Source organism: Nitrospirota bacterium (assembly GCA_004296885.1).
GTDB lineage: Bacteria > Nitrospirota > Nitrospiria > Nitrospirales > Nitrospiraceae > SYGV01.
Genome location: SCVN01000008.1, coordinates 117,959 through 139,871 on the forward strand (window position 1 = coordinate 117,959; position 21,913 = coordinate 139,871).

At 63.2% G+C, this 21,913-nt stretch carries 18 protein-coding genes; 6 read left to right on the plus strand and 12 right to left on the minus strand.

What is annotated here, in order from left to right; all coding sequences use genetic code 11:
• Window positions 1–6: 6 nt before the first annotated feature.
• From EPO61_05675 to EPO61_05730, 12 genes are all read right to left on the minus strand, one after another.
• On the minus strand, window positions 7–1,641 hold the full coding sequence (locus EPO61_05675; protein TAJ09546.1) for a B12-binding domain-containing radical SAM protein: 1,635 nt from the start codon (window positions 1,639–1,641) through the stop codon (window positions 7–9).
• 441 nt (window positions 1,642–2,082) lie between these two features.
• Window positions 2,083–2,955, minus strand: coding sequence for a succinate--CoA ligase subunit alpha (sucD, locus tag EPO61_05680; GenBank protein TAJ09547.1), 873 nt, complete (start codon window positions 2,953–2,955; stop codon window positions 2,083–2,085).
• 1 nt (window position 2,956) lies between these two features.
• Window positions 2,957–4,165 (minus strand): ADP-forming succinate--CoA ligase subunit beta, encoded by a 1,209-nt coding sequence (locus EPO61_05685; GenBank protein ID TAJ09548.1) that lies wholly within the window; start codon window positions 4,163–4,165, stop codon window positions 2,957–2,959.
• 76 nt (window positions 4,166–4,241) lie between these two features.
• Window positions 4,242–5,822 carry an FAD-binding protein gene (locus EPO61_05690; GenBank protein ID TAJ09549.1) on the minus strand — a complete coding sequence of 527 codons (1,581 nt, stop codon included), beginning with the start codon at window positions 5,820–5,822 and terminating at the stop codon, window positions 4,242–4,244.
• A 107-nt stretch (window positions 5,823–5,929) separates the two neighbouring features.
• Window positions 5,930–6,649, minus strand: coding sequence for a 4Fe-4S ferredoxin (locus EPO61_05695; protein TAJ09550.1), 720 nt, complete (start codon window positions 6,647–6,649; stop codon window positions 5,930–5,932).
• A 6-nt stretch (window positions 6,650–6,655) separates the two neighbouring features.
• On the minus strand, window positions 6,656–8,902 hold the full coding sequence (locus EPO61_05700; GenBank protein ID TAJ09551.1) for an aconitate hydratase: 2,247 nt from the start codon (window positions 8,900–8,902) through the stop codon (window positions 6,656–6,658).
• 126 nt (window positions 8,903–9,028) lie between these two features.
• Window positions 9,029–10,855, minus strand: coding sequence for an ATP citrate lyase (locus tag EPO61_05705; GenBank protein TAJ09552.1), 1,827 nt, complete (start codon window positions 10,853–10,855; stop codon window positions 9,029–9,031).
• Between the two features lie 76 nt (window positions 10,856–10,931).
• Window positions 10,932–12,131, minus strand: a complete 1,200-nt coding sequence (locus EPO61_05710) for an ATP citrate lyase (protein TAJ09553.1) — start codon at window positions 12,129–12,131, stop codon at window positions 10,932–10,934.
• A 219-nt stretch (window positions 12,132–12,350) separates the two neighbouring features.
• Window positions 12,351–13,097, minus strand: a complete 747-nt coding sequence (locus EPO61_05715) for a hypothetical protein (protein ID TAJ09554.1) — start codon at window positions 13,095–13,097, stop codon at window positions 12,351–12,353.
• A 13-nt stretch (window positions 13,098–13,110) separates the two neighbouring features.
• The gene (gene mutM / locus EPO61_05720) at window positions 13,111–13,944 is read right to left on the minus strand and encodes a bifunctional DNA-formamidopyrimidine glycosylase/DNA-(apurinic or apyrimidinic site) lyase (GenBank protein TAJ09555.1); all 834 of its coding nucleotides are present in this window, start codon (window positions 13,942–13,944) and stop codon (window positions 13,111–13,113) included.
• A gap of 32 nt (window positions 13,945–13,976) precedes the next feature.
• On the minus strand, window positions 13,977–14,612 hold the full coding sequence (locus EPO61_05725; protein TAJ09556.1) for a hypothetical protein: 636 nt from the start codon (window positions 14,610–14,612) through the stop codon (window positions 13,977–13,979).
• Window positions 14,613–14,624: 12 nt separating this feature from the next.
• The gene (locus EPO61_05730) at window positions 14,625–15,035 is read right to left on the minus strand and encodes a hypothetical protein (GenBank protein ID TAJ09557.1); all 411 of its coding nucleotides are present in this window, start codon (window positions 15,033–15,035) and stop codon (window positions 14,625–14,627) included.
• A gap of 786 nt (window positions 15,036–15,821) precedes the next feature.
• Here EPO61_05730 and EPO61_05735 point away from each other — a divergent pair.
• The 6 genes from EPO61_05735 to EPO61_05760 are packed head-to-tail and all read left to right on the plus strand — an operon-like array spanning window position 15,822 to window position 21,913.
• Window positions 15,822–16,394 (plus strand): AraC family transcriptional regulator, encoded by a 573-nt coding sequence (locus tag EPO61_05735; GenBank protein TAJ09558.1) that lies wholly within the window; start codon window positions 15,822–15,824, stop codon window positions 16,392–16,394.
• Window positions 16,391–17,650 carry an efflux RND transporter periplasmic adaptor subunit gene (locus EPO61_05740; protein ID TAJ09559.1) on the plus strand — a complete coding sequence of 420 codons (1,260 nt, stop codon included), beginning with the start codon at window positions 16,391–16,393 and terminating at the stop codon, window positions 17,648–17,650. The genes EPO61_05735 and EPO61_05740 overlap by 4 nt, the downstream gene beginning before the upstream one ends.
• Window positions 17,651–17,654: 4 nt before the next feature.
• Complete coding sequence (locus EPO61_05745; GenBank protein ID TAJ09560.1) at window positions 17,655–18,329, plus strand: ABC transporter ATP-binding protein; 675 nt, start codon at window positions 17,655–17,657, stop codon at window positions 18,327–18,329.
• Window positions 18,330–18,356: 27 nt separating this feature from the next.
• Complete coding sequence (locus EPO61_05750; GenBank protein TAJ09561.1) at window positions 18,357–19,526, plus strand: ABC transporter permease; 1,170 nt, start codon at window positions 18,357–18,359, stop codon at window positions 19,524–19,526.
• 2 nt (window positions 19,527–19,528) lie between these two features.
• On the plus strand, window positions 19,529–20,701 hold the full coding sequence (locus EPO61_05755; GenBank protein TAJ09562.1) for an FtsX-like permease family protein: 1,173 nt from the start codon (window positions 19,529–19,531) through the stop codon (window positions 20,699–20,701).
• Window positions 20,702–20,728: 27 nt separating this feature from the next.
• On the plus strand, window positions 20,729–21,913 hold the full coding sequence (locus EPO61_05760; GenBank protein TAJ09563.1) for a TonB family protein: 1,185 nt from the start codon (window positions 20,729–20,731) through the stop codon (window positions 21,911–21,913).

The following is a 21,913-nucleotide window of genomic DNA, read 5'->3' on the forward strand; positions in this document are numbered from 1 at the left end:
GCGCCCCTAGCGAAGCGACGCCATCGGCAGCTCCCGCGAGCTTTCCGCCTCCTGCTGAATGCGGAGCCGTTCGGCCATCGACTCCTGCAGCACCTTGTCGAGCACCTCGTCGGTCAGCTGGGTGAAGCTGGCCGCCTGGTCCTTCATGGCGCCATGCTCGACGGCGCGCGACAAGACCTCGGCCTTGGTCGCGCCCTTTTTCTGCCCGAGGAACGGCTTGACGATGAGATAGACCACATCGCGCACCGGCATAAAGCGGAGGAACCGCCTGAGGAGCCGGAAGGTTTGCACCGGATAGTGCAGCACTTTGTAGATGAACAACTTTCGCAACCCGGCCTGGCGCACTTCGTTGATCACCGGGCCGGGCAGGCAGGTGGGATCAATCTCCGAACACTTGAAATACTTGTACCAGTCCGTCTGTTCGCTGACCAAGCTCCGCTTCACATACTCCTGCCAGAGCGGCGTGCCGCGGTAGACGCAGAGCCGGTTGAACCCGAAGGTGTCCAAGGGGAGTTTCGACGCCAGGTCGAAAGTGGCCTGCATGTCCTCCACCGTCTCGTCCGGGTTGCCGACCGTGAAAAACCCGTGGACGATTTCGATGCCGGCCTGCTTGGCGCTCACCACCGCCGTCTCCACCTCTTTGAGCGTCTGTTCCTTTTTCAGCCGATCCAGAATCCTCTGGCTCCCGCTTTCGATGCCGAACATCAGGGTGCGGCAATGGGCCTCGGCCATGGCCGGAAACAGGTGCTGGGCCACCGAGTCCACCCGCCCCTCGCAGCCCCATTGGATGGTGATGCCATTGTCCACGACGCCTTTGCAAATCGCCTCGATGCGCTTGGGCTGCAGCAGAAAATGGTCGTCCACGAAATAGACCGACCCGTAGCCCAGTTCCTGGAGATGCTTGAATTCTTCCGTGACGTGCTGCGGGCTTCGGGAACGCCACTTGCCTTCGTTGAAGATCGGAATGTCGCAGAACACGCAGGGCCAGGGACAGCCCCGCGACGTCTGCATGGTCGTGAACCGCTCCATCGACAGCACCGCCGGGACATCCAACGGCATGGATTCGACGAAGTCCAGCTCCAGACTCTCCCGGTCCGGGAAGGGCCATTGATCGAGGTTCCGCTCCATGGTGCGATTGGCGTTGCTGACGACCCGGCCGTCCTTGGCCCAGGTGAGCCCGCCGACGTCCTGCGGATCGTCCATACGATCGAGGAGGTCGAGGATGAGCTGTTCGCCGTCGCCGCGGCACACGAAGTCCACTTCGGGACATTGCAGCTTGACCAGCGAGGCGTTGAGGCTGGCAAACACCCCGCCGAAGGCCAGCTTGACGGTTCGGTTGGCCGCTCGAATCTGTCGTGCGAGGATCTTGGCATAGGGATAGCTGGTCGTGCTGAGAAAACTCAGGCCGATGAGGGCCGGCTGTCGTTGCTTGATGGCCTCGAGGATCACGTCGTTCGGCGTGTCCGGATTGGCCTGGTCGAACATTACGCATTCGTGGCCGGCTCGCTTCAGCACCGAGGACAGCGACATGATGCCGATGGGGGGGAACCCCATGACCCGGATACGTCCGTTCTTGGCGCGGGTTTTGGCCGGCAAGGCGTAGAACTGGGGATCGCGGACGTGGATCAGGAATACCAACATAGGGATATCCTTTCCGGGCTGGTGGCCCGGCGGTGGAAATCAGGCTGCCCTCTCCTGGGCAGCAATAGGCATGTGGGCGATGGGGCCAGAATGTTTTACCGACAATCGGTTTGAAAGATATCGACGAGCCCAGGCAGAAAAAGCCACAAGGTCCTATCTGCGTCGGCCCGGAAAGGCAGATAGTGGAGGGAGCTTTCTCGTGGGTGTCAGAAGTGTATCACGGTCAGGGAGGGGGATGGAAGAAAAATACCTGCCCGCCATCCTACAGGCACAGAGGCCATAACGGCCCCCGTAGCAACTGCCGGCAACGATAAGGATTTGTATGCGATCGAGAGACTCCGCGTGGAGCAACAGCGCCCCGGAGAGATACGGCAACGCCGCACCGAACGGCGCGCCGGTCTGGACCGGTGCGCAGGTTGCGCAGACGATGAGGCCGGCGAATTATCGGCCCAGGGCCGCCTGGACCGTCGCGCCGATTTCCGCCGGATTGCGACAGACGCGTACCCCGGCCGCTTCGAGCGTCTTCATTTTCTCCGAGGCGGTGCCCTGGCCCCCGCTGATGATCGCCCCCGCATGGCCCATGCGGCGGCCCGGAGGCGCCGTGATGCCGGCGATGAAGCTGACCACCGGCTTGCGCACGTGCTTCTTGATGAAGTCGGCGGCCTTTTCCTCCGCGTCGCCGCCGATTTCGCCGATCATCACGATGGCCTGGGTCTCCGGGTCTTTCTCGAAGAGGGCCAGCACGTCCACAAAGTTCGTCCCGTTCACCGGATCGCCGCCGATCCCCACGCAGGTGGTTTCGCCGAGACCCAGCGTCGAAAGCTGATGCACCGCTTCGTAGGTCAAGGTCCCGCTGCGGGAGACGACCCCCACCGCGCCCCGTTTGTGAATGAACCCCGGCATGATGCCGATCTTGGCTTCGTCCACCGTAATGACACCTGGGCAGTTGGGGCCGATGAGCCGGACATCCCGACCGCGCAGGGCGCGCTTCACGCGCACCATGTCGTTGACGGGAATCCCTTCGGTGATGCAGATCACCAGCTTGATGCCGGCATCCGCCGCTTCGAGGATGGCATCGCCGGCAAAGGGCGGGGGCACGAAGATCAAGGACGTGTCGCACTCCGTCTTCTTCACCGCATCCCGGACCGTGTTGAACACGGGGATGCCTTCGACTTCCTGCCCGGCCTTGCCCGGCGTGACGCCCGCCACCACCTTGGTCCCGTAGGCCTTGCACTGGGTCGCGTGGAAGGAGCCCTCCTTCCCGGTGATGCCCTGCACGACGACGCGCGTGTTCTTATTGACGAGAATGCTCATGTCAGTGTCCCGCCTCCCCGGCCGTCCGTTTCTTGCGCGCCTTGCCCGTCATCGCCACGATCTTTTGCGCCGCTTCCCAGAGATCGTCGGCCACGTCCAGCTTCAGCCCCGACTCCTTGAGCAGCGTGCGGCCTTCCTCCGCGTTGGTCCCCTGCAGCCGGACGACCAGCGGCACGTCGATCTGCACTTCCTTCGCCGCTTCGATGACGCCGTGGGCGATCCGCTCGCACCGGACGATGCCGCCGAAGATGTTGATGAAGATGCCCTTGACGTTCTTGTCCTTGAGCAGAATCCGGAAGCCCGCCGCGACGGTTTCCTTGGTCGCGCCCCCGCCCACGTCCAGGAAGTTAGCCGGCTCGCTGCCCGCCAGCTTGATCACGTCCATCGTGGCCATGGCCAGCCCGGCCCCGTTCACCATGCAGCCGATGTTCCCGTCCAGCTTGACGTAGTTCAGATTGTTGGCCGTCGCCTCGATTTCCAGCGGCTCCTCTTCGTGCAGGTCGCGCATCGCCTGCACGTCCGCGTGCTTGAACAGGCCGTTGTCGTCGAAGGAGACCTTGCCGTCCAGCGCGATGAGCTTCTTGTCCGTCGTGATCACGAGCGGGTTGATCTCGACCATCGCCGCGTTCTTGTCCATGAACAGCCGGTAGAGGTTGCCGAGCATCTGCACGAAGGGGTTCAGGACCGCCGGTTCCATGCTGTTGAGGCCGATGCCAAACGCGACGTTCCGCCCGTTGTATCCCTGGAACCCGACCGCCGGATCGATCAGCTCCTTGATGATCTTCTCCGGCGTATGCGCGGCCACTTCCTCAATTTCCATCCCGCCTTCGGTGCTGGCGATGAAGACCGGCCAGCCCGTGTCGCGGTCCACGAGCAGGCTCAGATAGAGTTCCTTGGCGATGCCCGCCCCTTCCTCGATCAGGAGACGGCGCACCTTCCGGCCCTTCGGGCCGGTCTGGTGGGTCACCAGCTTCTTGCCGATCAACTCCTGCGCCAGCCCCGGCACGTCCGCCTGATTCTTGGTGATCTTGACCCCGCCGGCCTTGCCGCGTCCGCCCGCGTGGATCTGGGCCTTGACGACGTAGACCGGACTGTTCAGCTGCGCCGCCCACTTGGCCGCCGCCTTGGGGTTCTTGATCTCCTTCCCCCTCGGCACGGGCACGCCGAACTGGGCGAACAACGACTTGGCCTGGAATTCATGAATGTTCATGGCACTCCTTACAAGAGCTTATGGCATATGGCGTATGGCCGGATTCATTCCGCTTCCTGCCATCAGCCATACGCTCTTATTCTTTTTTCGCGTAGGCCGGAAACAGCATCGGCGAGACAACGGGGGCGGAGGCGCCATGCTTGCGCGCCACCTCGCGGAACCGCTTCAGATGCTCCAAGGTCAGCTTGCCCTGGGGCTCGGCCTTGGCCCTGGCGGCGGCGGTGAGGCCGGACCGCTTTCCATAGACCATCAGGTCCAGCAGGGAATTGCCCATCAACCGGTTGCGTCCGTGCAGACCGCCGGAGGCTTCGCCGGCGACGAACAGACCCTTGACCCCGGACTCGCCGTTGGTGTCGATCTGCACGCCGCCGTTCTGATAGTGCAGGGTGGGATAAATCAGCACCGGATCCTTCGAGATATCCACCCCGAACCGGTCGTATTGCATCACCATCGCCGGGAAATGCTTCTCGATCGTTCCCGGGCCCTGCTCGGCGTCGAGCAGCGGCGTATCCAGCCACACGCCCACGCGCCCGGCCATGGTCCGGATGCCCCGGCCCTCTTCGCATTCCCGGATGATGGACGAGGATACCACGTCGCGGGTGTCCAGCTCGTTGACGAACCGCTCACCCTTCGCGTTGACGAGATGCCCGCCTTCGGAACGGATGCCTTCCGTAACCAGCGCGCCGACCAGCTGTTCCGGATACACGGCGCCGGACGGGTGGTACTGGAACGTATCGATGTGCATGAGCTTGGCGCCCATCCGGTACGCCATCGTGAGGCCGTCGCCGGTCGCCCCGTAGTGGTTGCTGGTGGGAAATCCTTGGATGTGCAACCGGCCAATCCCGCCGGTGGCCAGAACCACGGTCTTCGCCGCCACGACGATAAAGCGTTTGTTGTCGAGGTCCTGGAGCACGGCGCCGGTGCAGCGGCCCTGCCTGTCGCTCAGGAGCTCGACGGCGGCGGAAAACTCCAGCATCCGGATCTTCCGGTTGAGGACCTCGTCCTTCAACACCCGCATGATCTCCAGGCCAGTGTAATCCGAACAGGTCAGGAGCCGCGGCTTGGAGGAGCCGCCGCCCTTCTTCACATGCAGGTTGCCGTCTGCGTCCCGGTCGAACAGCACACCGAGATCGAGCAGCCATTGGGCGACGGACGGCCCCTCCTCCACCATGACCTTGAGCAGGGCATGGTCGTTTTTCATATGCCCGCCCTTGAGGGTGTCCAGGAAGTGCGTGACCGGCGAATCCTCGGCGGCGACCGAAATCTGGATGCCCCCCTGGGCCATGACCGTATTGGAATCGCCCAGGCGGAGCTTGGTGGCGAAGAGCACCGAGGCGCCCTGCGCATGGGCGTGCAGCGCGGCGGCGCAGCCGGCCCCGCCGCCGCCCACCACGAGCACGTCGCAGGTGTGGGTGGGCGTCAGGTCCAGGTCGGCCGGAATAGGGCTGTCCCCTTCCAGCAGCGCGGCCAATTCACGGACGGTCTTGTCGCCCTCGTTTGGGCCGAACTTGATGGGACGGTAGGCGTTCTCGCGAAAATCCGGGTGGTATTTCTTGATCAGCTCATCCCGCTCAGCCGTGGAGAGCTTGGGCATGGTCTGCTTCCGCCGGGCGTCGCGGGTCTTGTGGACGATTTGTTGGAGAACGTGAATGTCCATTCAATCAGTCTCAAAGTCAGAAAGTCAGAAAGTCTTCAAGTCGGGGAGGATCAAGAGAATTGCCTTTGACTTGATGACTTTACAGACGTGACGACTTTTTGACTCTCCTATTTCAGTTCCGCACAGGCTTTGGTCAGTTCCTGTTCGTTCATCGCGAGCACGCGTGTCCACTCGTCTTTGAACCGGCCGTCTTCGATTTCCTTGATCCGCTGGGCCAACCGCGCAGGCTTTTCGGTGAAATGGACGCCCTGGGCGCGGCTGGCATAGACCGCCACCAGACTGGGCGCGATGTCGGCGATGCAGACCGGCGCGCACATGCCGCACATCACGCAGTCCATGAACATCTCCGAGACGGCCTTGAAGTCCCCGAACACCGCCCGCCACACCCCTTCCCGCACGTCGATCTTCTGCGGGCAGGCTTCGGTGCAGGCGTTGCAGTTGCGGCAGAGCGGGGCTTCCGGATAGAGATTGAACAAGTCCTGCTTGGGATCAGTGAGGACGGCCAGGTCGTAGGTGGCCTTCCGCGCCGGGAACGGAGGCATCATCGAGAAAGACATCCCGTCGTGGACCGCTGTCTGGCAGGCCAGACAGGTCTTCACCTTGGGATCGTCCTTGGTCCGATAGTAGGTCGCGCAAGCGCCGCAGAAGCCGCCCAGACAACCGACCCCCCGGATGACTTCCTGCCCCGTGTACCACAGGGCCTTGAGCATGGTGATCCCCTCCGGCACTTCATGCTTCTTGCCGGCGATCTCCACCGTCACCATGCGAGGATGGAGGACTTCTTCCTGGTCGATGACGTCTTTGGTATTGATGGTCTGATCAGCCATGTGTCTTTAGTTCAACGCGTTCAGCGCCGACCCGGCCTTGAACCACGCAAGCTGCTGCTCCGTCATGCTGTGGTTCGCCTGGATGGTGAGCACCTTCCCGTCCGTCTTGTGAATGGTCACCGACACCGGCTTGCCCGGAGCCAGATTCGCCAGCCCCGCCACGCTGATGCGGTCCTGCTGCTCGATCTTTTCATAGTCCTTCGGGTCGGAGAAGGTCAAGGCCAAAATCCCCTGTTTCTTCAGATTGGTCTCGTGGATGCGCGCGAAGCTCTTGACCAGGACGACTTTCACGTTCAGGAACCGGGGCGACATGGCCGCATGTTCGCGGCTACTCCCCTCCCCGTAGTTCTCGTCGCCCACCACGACGGAGCCGATGCCCTTGGCCTTATACCGGCGGGCGATCTGCGCGATGGTCAGGCCTGATTCGCCGGCCAGCACGTCGGTGCCCTTGCCCGGCTCGGTGGAGAAGGCGTTCGTCGCGCCCAGGAACATGTTGTCGCTGATCTTGTCCAGATGGCCGCGGAACTTGAGCCAGGGACCGGCCGGGGAAATGTGGTCGGTCGTGGTCTTGCCCTTGGTCTTGAGCAGGAGCGGCAGCTTCTCGAAGTCCTTCCCGTCCCAGCGCGGGAAGGGTTGAAGCAGTTGCAGCCGCTCGCTGGTCGGCGGAACGTCCACGGTGAGGCCCTCGCCGTTCTCGGCGGGAGGTACCAGGCCTTCTTCGCCCTTGGCAAACCCCTTGGCCGGCAACTCCTCGCCCTGCGGCGGTTCGAACTTGAATTCCTTGCCGTCTGCGCCTGTGAGCTTTTGGTTCACCGGATCGAAAGTCAAATCGCCGGTGAAGGCGTAGGCGGTCACGATCTCAGGGCTGGCCAGGAACGAGAGGGTCTCGCTGATCCCGTCGTTGCGGCCCGGGAAGTTCCGGTTGAAGGAACTGACGATCGAGTCGGCCTTGCCCTTGACCCCGTCGGCCCGTTTCCACTGGCCGATGCAGGGGCCGCAGGAGTTGGACAGGACCGTGGCGCCCATCTTCTCGAAATCCGCCATGAACCCGTCCCGCTTCATCGTGTGGTAGATGCGCTCCGAGCCGGGGCTGACGAGAAACGCGGCCTTGGCCTTGAGCCCGGCTTTCAACCCCTGGCGCGCAATGTGCGCCGATCGGCTGATGTCTTCGTAGGACGAATTGGTGCAGCTCCCGATCAAGGCCGCCTTGAGTTCGACCGGGTAGCCATTTTCTTTGGCTTCGGCCGCCATCTTGGAGATGGGCCTGGCCAGGTCCGGCGTATGCGGCCCGACGACGTGCGGCTCCAGCTTGGAGAGGTCCACCTCGACGACCTGGTCGTAGTACCTCTCCGGCGCCTGGAGCACCTCGGGATCGGCCGTCAGCAGGGCCTTGTTCGCTTCGGCCAGCTTGGCGAGGTCGTCCCGGTCGGTGATCGTGAGATAGGCCACCATCTTCTGGTCGAACTGGAACACGGAGGTCGTCGCGCCCAACTCGGCGCCCATGTTCGTGATCGTGCCTTTGCCGGTCGCGCTGATGGTCTCCGCGCCGGGCCCGAAGTATTCGACGATCTTGTTGGTCCCGCCCTTCACGGTGAGCAGACCGCAGAGGTAGAGAATCACGTCTTTCGGCGAGGCCCAGCCGCTCAACTTGCCGGTCAACTTCACGCCGATCAGCTTCGGATGCAACACTTCCCAGGGCAAGCCCGCCATCACTTCTCCCGCGTCCGCGCCGCCGACGCCGATGGCCAGCATGCCGAGTCCGCCGCCGTTCGGCGTGTGGGAGTCGGTCCCGATGATGAGGCCGCCCGGGAAGGCGTAATTCTCCAGCACCACCTGGTGGATGATGCCGGCGCCCGGCTTCCAAAACCCGATGCCGTACTTCTTCGCCGCGGAGGCCAGGAAGTTATAGACTTCCTTGTTCTCGTCCATGGCGCGGAGCAGGTCCTTCTCGGAGCCCATCTCGGCGCGGATCAAATGGTCGCAGTGGATCGTGCTCGGCACGGCGGCCTTCTTCTTGTTGGCCTGCATGAACTGGAGCATGGCCATCTGCGCCGTGGCGTCCTGCATGGCCACCCGGTCCGGCCGGAGCGCCAACATAGCTTTGCCCCGCTCCCAGACCTGGGTGCCGAAGTTGTCCGCATGCGAGACCAATATCTTCTCGGCCAAGGTCAGGGGACGGCCGAATTTCTTTCTGGCCTTGTCCACGATCCCGGGCATCTTGGCGTACAGATTTTTAACCATCTCGACCGACATAGCGCTCTCCCTCAAAGCATTATCAGTTTTCAGTGATCAGTTGAACCGAGAACTGACGACTGTCACTGACAGCTATTTCAGCGGCGGAACTTCCCGCGCCTATTTCAGCGACGGGACCTCCCGCGACTATTTTAACGGCGGCACTTCCCGCCTTTTGGGCGCCGCGTAATTCACCAGATAATCGAAGAGGCGGATCAACCGGCTGTCTTGGCGCTTCTGGTCCACCCAGTGGCCGATCAAACCGATCGTCCTGGCCAGGATGAAGAAGCCATTCAAACTGTCCACCGGGAAGCCGATGTCCACCAGCACGGCGGCCATGGTCCCGTCCACGTTCAGAATCAGGTTGTCTTTCTTCGCCGCCGTGACCTGTTCCACCTGCAGCGCAAAGTCCAGGCAAGGAGTCTTGATGTTCAGGCTCTTCACGTAGCCGACCAGCTCCTTGACCCGCTTGTCCGGGTTGCGGAGGCTCTTGACCCGATGGCCGATGCCGGGGACCGGCCCGACGTTCTTCTTCATGTAGGCCAGGAACTCGTCCACGGTCATTTTGTTGTCCACCGCATACTTGAACCAGCGACCTGCGTCGGTGACCGCGCCGCCAAACCGGGGGCCGATCATGATCATGCCGGCCGCCACCGCCTGGGACAGGCCGATGCCGGCGCAGGCCGCCAGGATCGTCGCATAGGCGCCGCTCACGCAGGGACCGTGGTCGGCTGAGAGCATGAGGATGCGCTTGACGATCTCGGCTTCCTGCTTGGAGATCAGCCGCTTGTCCCAGAGCAACCCGATGATGTGCGGAATTTCATAGCCCTTGTTGATCAATTCGGAGGCCGGATAGCCGTCATAGCAGGGCTCGTCGCCCCGGTCGTCGCTGATCGTGGTGCGAATCAGCGGCATGACGGTGACTTCGTTGTCCCGCATCGCCTGTTCGACCGTCTTGGGGAGTTTGGGCACTTCCGAAGCCGGCACGTCGGCCACCGGCACGATCTGCCCGCTCTTCACGAACTCCTGGTAGGTCTCCTTGATGGCCGGCCCGAGCGCGCCGAAGGTGGGCGGCACGATGGCCCCGGCTTTTTTGAGCGCGTCCGACTTGGACCGGGCCGACCCTTCGCCCTTCATCCCTTCCTTGGCGCCGGCATGGCCGAACTTCATGCCCTTGGGGAGGCTCTCCTGGCAGAAGCCGGAGACCACGGCCAACAGCTTGATCCGCCGCTTCTTGGCCCCGTACCACTCGGCCGCCCGCTCTTCCAAATCGCCACCCATCTCGCCGACGATGACGACCGCTTTGGTCTTCGGGTCGTTCTCGAACATTTCCAGGTAGCTGACGTAATCCGTACCCGGATAGGCGTCGCCGCCGATGCCGATGGCCGTGGTGATCCCGTCCGCAAACTGGGAGCAGATCCAGATGATCTCGTTGGAAAGTCCGCCGGACTTGGTGATGACTCCGAACGAACCTTCCCGGTAGAGCTTGCAGGAAACCAAGTTGTCGTAGGCCCCGCCGATCACGCCCAGACGGCACGCGCCGGCGGAGATGATACCGATGGAGGAGGGGCCATTGAACACTTTCCCCAGCTTGGTGGCCTGACGGGCCAGCAGCTTGGCGTCCTTCTCCGGCACCCCCTCGGTGATCATGGACACGAGCTTGATGTGGGGATCGTTGAGAGCTTCCAGGGTGCCGGCGCAGGCCCGGTCCGCGCCGATGTAGACGAGGCTCGTGTTGATGCTGGGATGGTTCTTGGTCGCCTCGGCCACGGTTTTGTACACGGGAATGGCCAACAGGCCGCTGCCGTAGGGGACTTCGTTGGTCTTGCCCGCGTCCGGCGGATACACGAAGGCCTCGACATAGAGCGATTTCTTGTTGAGGTAACAAAACTCCGCCATGCGGCGCGCGGCGTTCACCCCCGCAACTCCGCCCTGGATCACTACACGCGTGTCCTTGTTCGCCAGAATGCTCATTGTCCGTCCCTCAATGATGAATGATGAGTGATGAATGTTCCGAAGAAGAGCGTGTTCGTTCATCATTCATCGTTCGTCACTTATTTTGCAGCGCCATATCGACGATGTCGGTGAGCGGCGTGCTGCGATCGAAGACATTGATGTCGAAGCCTTCATCCTTCAGCTTCCGCATGAGTTCCAGGCCTTCCTTCTCGTTGGGCCCGCCCCGGCGCACCCAGATTTTCACGCCCTTGAGCTTGCCCTCGCTCTTGGCCTTGCGGAACCCGGCGATGATGCCGCCGAAGGTCTTCTTGACGTCGGTGAAGTTGGCGATCGCGCCGCCCACGATGATGTGTTTGATGTCAGGCAAGGACGCGACTTTTTCGGTGAGGACTTCCACCGCCCAGTCCGGCGGATCGCCGGAATATTCGGCATAGTTGGCGAGCTTGCCGCCGCGGGCCACGACTGCGTCCGAATAGTAGACGCTGGCGCCGCCGCCGGCCGGCAGCATCGCGATGTTGCCGCCGGGAATCTGGATAAACTTGACGGACCCCTTGATCTTGGAGTCCACCGCCATGACGTCAACCTCGTCCTTGGTATAGGCCCGGCCGAACTCCGCGGCAAACTGGAAGTTCCAGTCCGGATGGCGGAACTTGGCGTCTCCGTCGAGAAGCGTCACCGCGTCCAGCGCGATCAACTCCCCGTCGCTCTCGCGGACGACCACCGGATTCACTTCCAGATATTGGGCGTCCTCGTTGTCGAAACAGGTAAAGAGCTTGTTGGCGAATTCGGCCATCTTCTTGGCTACCGGACCGGCAAACCCCGCCTCCTTGGCCAGTTTATCCAGATCGGCAGCGGCCGGCTTCTCGCCCACCTCCACCGTCAGCTTCTTGACCCGGTCCCAGTTGGATTCCACTTCGATGCCGCCGCAATTGGCCAGGAGAATTTCGCTCCCAGTTCTCGTGGACTTGACGGAGGCATAGTATTCTTCTTTGTGCGGAATCATTTCCGACACGATGACCTGGGTCACGGTGATGCTGCCCACCTGCTTCCCGAGCATCTCCTTGACCGCCGCCTCCGCGCCCTTCCGATCCAGGTCCACCTTGACCAGGCCGAGCTTGAAGCGGGAGCCAAGCGCCTCATGGGCCTTGGCCACCAGCTTGCCCTTTTGAATCCAGTCATTGACCTTGGCGAGTTCGTTGAACTGCTCGACCGAAGTCACAACCATATAGTTGGGAACCGTGATGCCCCACTTCTTCATCAGGCCCATCCCGGGCCCTTCAAGCACCTTTGCCATGGGGTGTCCTCTCCTTAATAAATGATCGAAGCCGGCCGCGGCGACGGCTGATTCAAGCTAGAAGCCCTGGATTCTAGAGAGATTCCAGTCTCCTGGCAATCAACCAAAAGGCCCATTTTTTCGGGACAATGGCCCTATCGCAGCTGGTCACGAGGGGATTGGCCAAGTTCCGCAGCCTGGATGGGAAAGGTTAACTATAGGGAAAGACAGGCAATGGTGTCAAGGGTTGGCTGAGCCTGCCGGGCGCCAATCCCCGTCATCCGGCTCCAGGCCCAACAGCATCAACAACCGGTGCCAAGGCATTTGCCCGCGCGCCCGAGAAAAGCTGCGCATGAATACTCCCTGGACATCCTGAAAGTAGCTGATGTACGGTACCCCGCCGAGCAGTTCCGGGGCCTGCCCGCTCTGTCTCAACCGTTCCGGATGCTTGAAATCCTCGATCGTGGCGATCTGTCCGGACGGAGCTTCGAACCAACCGCCGTGCCAGACATCCAAGACCCACCACTTGCCCTCCGATTCGACGAAACAGAGGGCCACCCTGGCCGAAGCTCCGGGAGGCGAGTAGGCTTCCCAACGTCCCTCGTGCCCCGTATAGGTGGTCAGGGCCGTGAAGACTTCGGACAATTGGCCGTCGTTTCCATAGTGGCGCAGCACGATGTGCGAGATATGGTCATCCACAAAGGGCTGCCCCTGGGGGATCGGCTTGACCTGGATCCTCGTCCATTCCATCAGCCGCAGGACCCGCCGTTGCGGATCGGTCTCTCCGCCTGCCGCTTCCTCCGCCCATTGCTGAAACTCCCGATGCCGAATGTAAAACTTGGCCGCCTTCTCCCAGAGGGGCATCCGATGGACGATCATCCGATCGTCCACGCCCTCCAGCCCGGTGGTCGGAATCTGCCCGACCAGCAGGGCCAACAACAGGACGCCTGCCGCACCGGCAGCGGCGCCAATCATGAACCGTTTCACAAGGGACCTCGTGCTATTTCCGCTGGCAGCCGGGACAGTAAAACGAGCTGCGCTGGCTGCTTTCCATAATCCGTTTGATGGTTTTGCCGCAGCCGGCAGGACAGGGTTGGCCTTCCTTCCCATACACAAGATGTTGTCGCTTGTACCGGCCCTCGCTCCCGTCCGGCGCGAAAAAATCCCGGACGCTGGAGCCGCCGGCCCGGATCGCCTCGGCCAGCACCTGCCGCATCACGTCATAAAAACGTCGGATCGCCGACACGCTCAAGCGGTTGGCCATCCGGGCCGGGTGCAGCCTGGCCCGATAGAGAATCTCGTTCGCATAGATGTTGCCGATGCCGGCGATCACCTGCTGGTGCATGAGCAATGCCTTGAGCCGGCCACGGCGGGCCTGCATCACGTCGCGAAACTCTTCCCACGTAACCGTCATAGGGTCGCAGCCGAACCGCCTGGCCGTATACCGCTCCAGCCCCGCCCGGTCCAGGAGCGACATCCGTCCGAACCGGCGCGGATTCCAATAGAGCAGCTCCGGTTCTTTGCCCCCCTCCAGCGTCAGCCTGACGTGAATGTGCTTCGCAAACGACGGGGCGTGGAGACGAAACAACAGGAGCCCCGTCATCCCAAGTTCCGCCACGACGTACCGGCCCTCGCCCGTCTTGGTGCACGTGAGCACGACGCTCTTCCCTCTCCGCTCGACTGCCGTCACCGTCGCGCCCCGATACCAGTCCAGCGTCGAAAACCCTTCGCGGATAATGTCCCGGCGGCCGACCCAGCAATCAACCAACCTGGCTCCCACGATCCGCTCCCGGAGCTGGCCGGCCACGACTTCTGCTTCAGGCAATTCCGGCATGGCTGCTCCACGTCCTTTTCACAATTACCATTTCACGCTCCACGTTTGATGCGGCGCGGCTTTCGGGTCTCCAGCCCGGCGATTAGGCCGCGAAAAGTCTTCGTTAACGCGGCTTCGAACGTCTGCAGCGATTCATAGCGGCTCAGGATCGTCCGTTGATTGCGCGGCGACGGATGGGGAAAGGCCATGAGCCGCACCGGGCTTTTCAATCCGACCTCCTGCCCGACCGCCTCCACCACGGCCCGCTCGGCCGCTTTCCCGAACGTCACGACGACCGCCGGCCGCAGGATGGCCAGTTCTCGGCTCAGATAGCAAGCGCAAGCGCGCACCTCGGCTCGTTTCGGCGCCCGGTTGGCGGAGGGATTGGCAAGCGCGGCAGGATGGCACTTGACCGTATCGGTCATGTAAAAGAGATCTTCCAGGTCCCGGTAGCGAGGGTGGCCGACTTGCCGCAAGGCCCGTCTGATCAACTGCCCGGCCGGACCGGTGAACCGCCGGCCGTGCTTCCAACTGACGTATCCCGGCGCTTCCCCCACGAGCAAATAGCCGGTACCGGCCGTGCCGGAGGCGTCGGGACCGAACCGCCGCCAGGGCTTCATGGAGTCACAGGCAGTGCAGTGGTCGATCTGCTGCTGGAGAAGCGGGAGGCCTGGAGAAAGATGGGGCATGGGGGATGCCCCCTAACCGGATTGACGCAGAAGCTTGACCTGTTCGATCGTTTCCTGCAGATGGGGAATCGGGGTGGCGCCGGGACGGCGGGCCTTCAAGAGTTTTTCTGCATCCGCATAGCTCATGCCCTTCGCGCAGACCAGGTAGGCGATGGCCATCGACACCGAGCGCCCCATGCCGGCCCGACAGCAGACCAGCAATTTGTTGGTCGGCGGCTGCTGCACTAGCCAATCCACGACGGCTTTCACATCCTTGGGGTCGGCCTGGCCGAATTCCTTCAGCGGGATGTAGTGGTAGGCCACGCCCTTGGGGGGAGGGATCGTATGCTCCCCCGAGACAAACAACACGCTGCCGACGAAGGGCGGCGGCTTCTGCGCATCCTCGATATTGCCGACCAGCAGTTGTTCGTTCACGAAATGCATGGCCTCCGTTATATACCGACTGTCGAGCGACCGTCAATGTGGCGCAGGAGGCCACCCGTTGCATGACACCACCCCTTCCGCAGCGGGATCGGACCATGCCTGATCCCGTCTGCCCAAACCCTGTCCCAACCCGCGCAAACGACCGCCGCATCTGACTGCCAATGCGCGCATGCGCGGCTGGTTGTTGACACCAAGCCCTGGCTATGGTATTGAGAATAAGATTCACTTTCACTCGCTCACCAGCCGGTCCCCCCGATCGGACTCGGTCGAGCACAGGCCAGAGGACCCCAGTCCAGAGCCCATGTCGGCAATGCCGGCCTGGGCTTTTTGTTTGGGCAAATCGGCACTCCCGGCTCCGTGATCAAAACGGGCCGGAGCAAACTGGCGCGAAGACTCACGGAACCAGGAGGCCGGATGTGAAGGAGTTGCCCCGCGTCTCACGGCCCTCACAGTGCAGACGTGCCCGTCCGGGGCATAAACAGGAGAGAGAAGGAGAGCGTGCATGGTGAATGAGGAGCAGTTCATATTGTCCCCCAGCGACATTCGTTGCCGATGCGGGCAACTCGTGGCCCGTTGGTACAAATCCGGCATCCAGATCAAGTGCAAGCGCTGCCGCCGACTCGTCAATATCAACTTTACGTCCATTCAGGGAGAACAGCCGGCGCAGCTCAGGTAGAGACAATATGCCGCGCCAGCCGACGAGGGCGGCGCATACAAGGCCAGAGGACCGACCGTCCGGAGCCCGACACCGCCTAGGCAGTGTCGGGCTTCTTTTTTGGAGACACCATGACGACTCGTGCACATGTCCAGGCACCATCCGATACGCGAATCCAGGTCATTGCGGCCATCCGCCGGCACTCTCCCCTTTGGGCCACACGGCTGGATCAAGCGGCCACCAAGCAACGCCCGATCGCAGACGAAGGGCGCGCGGCGGAACACGGCAACCTCTTCGAGGAGTTGAAACGACTCCTCACGCAACTCGAGGCGCAGCCGGCACCCGCTCAGGACCTCACCCGCACCATCCGAGGGTTCATGGAAACGAATTTACATCGTGGGTTGACGCTGAAGGAACTCGCCAAATTCCTCGGGTACTCGGAAAAATATTGCTCCGACCTCTTTCAATCCTTGATGGACGAACCGTTTTCTCAATGCGTCAAACGGTTGCGGATCGAGCGCGCCGCGCAATTGCTGTTGGACACGAAGACCCCGCAAGCCGCGATCGCCGAGGCGCTCGGCTTCAGCGACCAATTTGCCTTCAGCCACTTCTTCAAACGGGAAGTGGGCTGCTCGCCCCGAACGTTCCGTATCCGGTCCGGAAACCGGCCCTCCGCTCGCCACGGCGGCTCGGAACCCGAATGAGCACCGCGCCGAAGAACCGTCCCCATGACAGCGACCTCTCGGTCCTCTCTATTCCCCGTCCGGAAGAACCGGTCCCTCCTCCCCGCCCGGCGGGCCGGCAACGATGGTGGCTATGGGCTTGCGGCGGCGGCGTTCTCGCGCTGGGCGGATATGCCGCTCTGGTCGCGGTTCCGAACGCCACGCCCGTGGACGTCGTAACCGTAACAGGGCTCCGGTCCGCAGAGGCGCCCGGCACCGTGAGCGCAAGCGGGTACGTCGTGGCGCAACGCCAGGCCCAGGTGGCGTCCAAAGGAACCGGGCGGCTGGAGTATCTCGGCGTCCAGGTCGGGGACCATGTGCAAACCGGCCACGTGATCGCCCGGATCGAACAGGCCGACGTGGCGGCCAACGTTCGCGAGACCCAGGCGAGACTGGACGTCGCCAAAGCCGCGCTCGCGAACGCCAGACCGGAACTCCAGGACGCCGCGTTGAATCACGGCCGCCTGCAGGGACTGCTGGCTAAGACCTTCGTCACGCAGGCGGAATTCGATGTGGCCGTGGCGCGCCTGCGCCGAGCCAGGGCGTCCGTTCGCTCTGCGGAGGCCGCCATCATGGCAGCAACCGCCGAACTCCAGGCCGCGGAGGTGCAGATGGAGAGCACGAATATCCGGGCGCCGTTCGACGGCACGATCGTCAAGAAGTATGCGGAGGTCGGCGAGGTTGTCGCCCCGCTGGCCGCGTCCTCCGTCTCGCGGGGGGCGGTCGTGCTCGTCGCAGACCTGACCTCCTTGATGGTGGAAGCGGAAGTGTCCGAGTCCATGATCGGCACGATCCGCCAGGGGCAAACCGCCGAGCTCACGCTCGACGCGATTCCCGGCAAACGGTACGGCGGGGCCGTGAGCCAGATCGTTCCCACGGCGGATCGGTCCAAAGCCTCCATCCTGATCAAGATCCAATTCCTGGATTTGGACGAGCGCGTACTGCCCGAGATGAGCGCCAAAGTCGTCGTGCAAACCGGCGGCCCCCAGGAACTGCGCCCGAATGCCCCTCTCGGCGTCGGCCTCCCCAAGGCGGCCCTGATCGTCCGGGAAGGCCGGCACCTGGTGCTGGCGGTGAAGGACGGGATCGTGGTCGAGCGGACAGTGCAGGTCGGACAGGACCTCGGCAGCCTGGTCGAAGTCCGGGGAACCCTCGAGCCGGGGGATAACGTGGTCATCAACCCGCCGCAGCACTTGAAGGCCGGCGACGCCGTGCGGGCCATACGAAAGGAATCCTGAACCCATGCCGTCCTCGATCGTGGAACTGCATCACGTGTGCAAATCCTACTACCGAGACCGCCGCGAAATTCCCATCCTCCGGAACCTCTCGCTGACCATCCCTGCGGGAACGTTTCTGGCCGTCATGGGTCCCTCCGGATCCGGGAAAACGACCCTTCTGAACCTGCTGGCCGGCATCGACAGGCCGACCTCCGGTGCGATCCGCGTGGCGGGCACCGGCGTGTCAACCCTCTCGGAATCGGCGCTGGCCCGGTGGCGCACGCGGCACATCGGCTTCATCTTCCAATTCTACAATCTGATTCCGGTGCTCACGGCGGCGGAGAACGTGGAATTGCCGCTGCTGCTCACCCCGCTGTCCCGGCGGGAGCGGACGCAGCACGTCCATGCGGCGCTCGCCCTCGTCGGACTCGCGGATCGCATGCAGCACTACCCGCGTCAGTTGTCGGGCGGGCAGGAGCAGCGGGTCGGCATCGCGCGGGCGATCGTGAGCGATCCCACGCTCCTCCTGGCCGACGAGCCGACGGGCAACCTCGACAAGGACTCGGCGAACGACATCCTGACCTTGCTCGCGCGACTGAACCGAGAAATGGCCAAGACCATCGTCATGGTCACGCACGACCCGCAAGCCGCGGAACGGGCGCATTCGGTCCAGCGGCTCGAAAAAGGCGTGCTGGCCTAGCCGGCGCGCAGGCAGGAGGCCATCGGCATGACCCTCTTTCATCTGGCATACAGGAATGCATGGCGGCAGAAAGCCCGCACTATCCTCACCGTGGCGGGCCTCGCCGTCGTCGTGCTGGGGCTGGGGCTGCTCCGAACGACCGTGACGGCCTGGTATGCAGGCGTAGAGGCCTCGGTGCAGAACCGGCTGATCACGCGGCATGCCGCGTCCCTGTCCATCCACCTCCCGCTGGCTTACCGGGACCGTATCGCCGCCCTCCCCGGCGTGACCGGCGTGTCCTATGCCAACTGGTTCGGCGGAGTCTATCGCGACGCCAAGGGATTCTTTCCGCAATTCGCCGTCGAGGCGCGGTCGTATCTGGACCTGTATCCTGAATTTCGGCTGACCGCGGCGGAACGGGACGCGTTTCTCGGCGATCGCCAAAGCTGCATCGTCGGCCGGAAACTCGCCGCTCAGCACGGGTGGAAGATCGGCGACCAGATCCCGCTCAAGGGCAGCCTGTATCCCGGAGACTGGGAATTCGTCGTGCGCGGGATCTACCAGGGCGCCGAACGCGCCACCGACGAGACGCTCTTGCTGTTCCACTGGGACTATTTGAACGAACGGCGTCGGGCGACTGATCCCGACCGCGCCAACACCGCCGGATGGTTCGTCGTGCAAGTCACGGAGGCCTCGCGAGCCGCCACGCTCGCGAACGCCGTCGACGCCGGTTTCGCAAATTCGGCGGCCGAGACCAGGACGGAAACCGAGCAGGCTTTTCAAATGGGATTCGTCGCGATGGCCGGCACGCTGATCCTGACGTTGGACCTCATGGCCGTGCTCCTGAACGGCATTACGCTGCTCGTCCTGGCCAATGCACTGGCGATGTCCGTCCGGGAACGGACCCGGGAGTACGCCGTGATGAAGACGCTCGGGTTCCGTCCCATCCACCTCGCCGGGTTGATCGCCGGAGAATCGCTCCTGATCGCGGCCCTGGGCGCGGCCGTCGGCGCGACGCTCACGATTCCGGCGTGCAAGGCCTATGGCGCGCTGTTGACGAATCGCCTGGGGAATTTCTTCCCGGTGTTCGCGCTGCAACTGCGGACCCTGTGGCTCATCATCGGCGCCACCCTGCTGGTCGGGCTCATGGCCTCGGTCGCGCCGATCCTGCGGGTGACGCGCATCCGCATCACGGAAGGGTTGAGGCACATCGGCTGACCATGCGGCTGCTCTTCGCCTACAGCGTTCGGAACCTGCTGGCCAGGCGCCTGACGACCGGCCTCACCGTCGCCGGGCTGAGCCTCGTGGTCTTCGTCTTCGTGGCCGCGCTGATGCTGGCCCGCGGCCTCGAGACGACCCTCGTCGGCACGGGCCTCCCGGACAACGTCCTGATCCTCCGGAAAGGCGCGACGACGGAGATCGCCAGCGGCATCTACCGGGACCAAGCCAACATTCTGCAAATCCAGCCGGAGGCCGCCCTGGGAACGGCCGGCCGGCCGCTGGCGTTCGGCGAACTGGTCGTGCTGATCACACTCACCAAGCGCGGCGAGGCCAGCACGGCGAACGTGATCCTGCGGGGTACCGCTCCGGAGGCCTTGCGTCTGCGCCCGCAAGTCCGCCTGACCCGGGGACGCGCCTGGCGGCCGGGCACGACCGAAGTGATCGCAGGCACGCAGGTCGCCGGACGATTCGAACGCGCCGGGTTGGGACAGCGCCTCCGCTTCGCCAAACGGGACTGGACCATCGTCGGCCTGTTCGACGCGGCCGGAAGCGGGTTCGAATCGGAGATCTGGGGGGACGCCGACCAATTCATGGCGGCTTACGGCCGCGACTCGTTTTCCTCCTTCACGCTGCGGCTGTCCCATCCGGCCCTGTTCGACGCGTTGAAGACCCGCCTGGAAAACGATCCGCGTCTCTCCTTCCAGATCAAACGGGAACGGGACTACTACGCCGAAAAATCCGCGATGCTCTCCGCGTTCATCACCTTGCTGGCCTCGGTCCTGACGATCATCTTCGGCATCGGGGCGATTTTAGGCGCCGCCATGACCATGCACGGATCCGTGTCGAACCGCACGGCGGAAATCGGGACGCTGCGCGCGCTGGGATTCGCCCGCCGCCACATCCTGGCCGCGCTGATCGCAGAGTCGCTCCTGATCGGAGGCGCGGCGGGGCTCTGCGGCATAGCCGGCGCCTCGCTGTTGCAGACCGTGACCGTGTCCACGATGAATTGGAGCACCTTCTCGGAATTGGCCTTCGGATTCGCTCTGTCGCCCGGCATCGTAGCCCGCGGGCTGCTGTTCGCGCTCATCATGGGATTCCTGGGAGGGCTGGCGCCGGCGACCCGCGCCGCCCGCCTCCCGATTGTCGCCGCGCTGGGGACCCGCAACGGCTGACGTCGGGCAGCTCTTCGACCACCGGACATGCCTCCTCTCCTGATTTTCCGGCCAAAAAACATACGGCTCCAAGAATTCGAACATTCTCAAATAAACGATAAGTCATTAACTTGTCACTTTGACGAGAACGTTTCTCAATATCATTTTAAACGGACTGCCGACACGATGATTATTCAAGTTCTGCCGCGCACGGAGGAAGCGCCCCTCCTTGTTCACAGTTGGGTTTTCTCATTCGCGCTCCACGGTCTGATGGTCGGAGCCGCGGTCGCCTTCTTGTCCGAGGTCCAGCCGCGTCCCCAACCGGAACCGTTCACCTGGAAGGTTGCCCTCACAAACGCGTCGATTCAGCCGCCGCTGGAACCCGAACAGCCTGCGCCGGACGAGGCAAAGTCGAGCCAAACCGCCACTCCTGTCCGGAACCAGCAACCCCCGACGCAACCGGCGACGCGATCGTCCGAGCAAGCCATCGCGACGATGCCACCGCAAGTGGTGCCGGCACATGCGCCCGAGCCGCCCAGCGCCACAGTGCAATCGAGCGAGCCACAGCGGCCCGCAGAGGCGGACGTGGCGCCACTGAACCAGGCGGTCCAGTACGTCGCCCGGCAGGAACCGGTTCAGGAACAACAGCCTGAGACTCGGGAGAGCCAGCAACCGATCCAACCGGCCCAGGTAGCCGGCCTCTCGACCACCCCGGTTGAGCAGACTCATCAAGCAGCGCCTGCCGAAGCCCAACCAACGATCTCGACGTCCCCCGGGCCGGCGTCCGCCGAGCCGGAGCCGCCTGTTCCGTCCGTGACCGCAGCCTTCCCGTCGAACCGTCCGACTGATCCGGCTCAGGCAAGCGTGCCGGGGACAAGTACGTCCGCCGCTCCCGCTCTCGTGAAGGCCAACGCGGCTGCCGCCTCCGCCCGAACGGGCAAGGCGGATCATCGGTGGCTGGCCGAGACCCTCTGGCACCGGATCCAACGGCTCAAACAGTATCCCAAGCTGGCTCGAAACCAGGGATGGGAAGGGCGGGTCGTCGTCCGGGTGTTGATCAAAGAAGACGGCAGTCTCATGGACGCAAACGTCGTCGAAAGCTCCGGCTTCGAGATCCTCGACCTCGACGCCGTCGACCTCATCCGGCAGGTGTGCCCGCTGACGCTCAAACAGGCCCTGGGCCAAACTCACGTGGCCATCCACATTCCCATCCAGTACCGACTCGATCAATAA

Coding starts and splice junctions, on each gene's coding strand:
- EPO61_05760 (TAJ09563.1), top strand. CDS start 20,729: ATGCCTCCTCTCCTGATTTTCCGGCCAAAAAACATACGGCTCCAAGAA.
- EPO61_05710 (TAJ09553.1), bottom strand. CDS start 12,131: ATGGCAAAGGTGCTTGAAGGGCCCGGGATGGGCCTGATGAAGAAGTGG.
- EPO61_05685 (TAJ09548.1), bottom strand. CDS start 4,165: ATGAACATTCATGAATTCCAGGCCAAGTCGTTGTTCGCCCAGTTCGGC.
- EPO61_05725 (TAJ09556.1), bottom strand. CDS start 14,612: ATGCCCCATCTTTCTCCAGGCCTCCCGCTTCTCCAGCAGCAGATCGAC.
- EPO61_05740 (TAJ09559.1), top strand. CDS start 16,391: ATGAGCACCGCGCCGAAGAACCGTCCCCATGACAGCGACCTCTCGGTC.
- EPO61_05735 (TAJ09558.1), top strand. CDS start 15,822: ATGACGACTCGTGCACATGTCCAGGCACCATCCGATACGCGAATCCAG.
- EPO61_05705 (TAJ09552.1), bottom strand. CDS start 10,855: ATGAGCATTCTGGCGAACAAGGACACGCGTGTAGTGATCCAGGGCGGA.
- mutM (TAJ09555.1), bottom strand. CDS start 13,944: ATGCCGGAATTGCCTGAAGCAGAAGTCGTGGCCGGCCAGCTCCGGGAG.
- EPO61_05695 (TAJ09550.1), bottom strand. CDS start 6,649: ATGGCTGATCAGACCATCAATACCAAAGACGTCATCGACCAGGAAGAA.
- EPO61_05690 (TAJ09549.1), bottom strand. CDS start 5,822: ATGGACATTCACGTTCTCCAACAAATCGTCCACAAGACCCGCGACGCC.
- EPO61_05755 (TAJ09562.1), top strand. CDS start 19,529: ATGCGGCTGCTCTTCGCCTACAGCGTTCGGAACCTGCTGGCCAGGCGC.
- sucD (TAJ09547.1), bottom strand. CDS start 2,955: ATGAGCATTCTCGTCAATAAGAACACGCGCGTCGTCGTGCAGGGCATC.
- EPO61_05700 (TAJ09551.1), bottom strand. CDS start 8,902: ATGTCGGTCGAGATGGTTAAAAATCTGTACGCCAAGATGCCCGGGATC.
- EPO61_05730 (TAJ09557.1), bottom strand. CDS start 15,035: ATGCATTTCGTGAACGAACAACTGCTGGTCGGCAATATCGAGGATGCG.
- EPO61_05750 (TAJ09561.1), top strand. CDS start 18,357: ATGACCCTCTTTCATCTGGCATACAGGAATGCATGGCGGCAGAAAGCC.
- EPO61_05745 (TAJ09560.1), top strand. CDS start 17,655: ATGCCGTCCTCGATCGTGGAACTGCATCACGTGTGCAAATCCTACTAC.
- EPO61_05675 (TAJ09546.1), bottom strand. CDS start 1,641: ATGTTGGTATTCCTGATCCACGTCCGCGATCCCCAGTTCTACGCCTTG.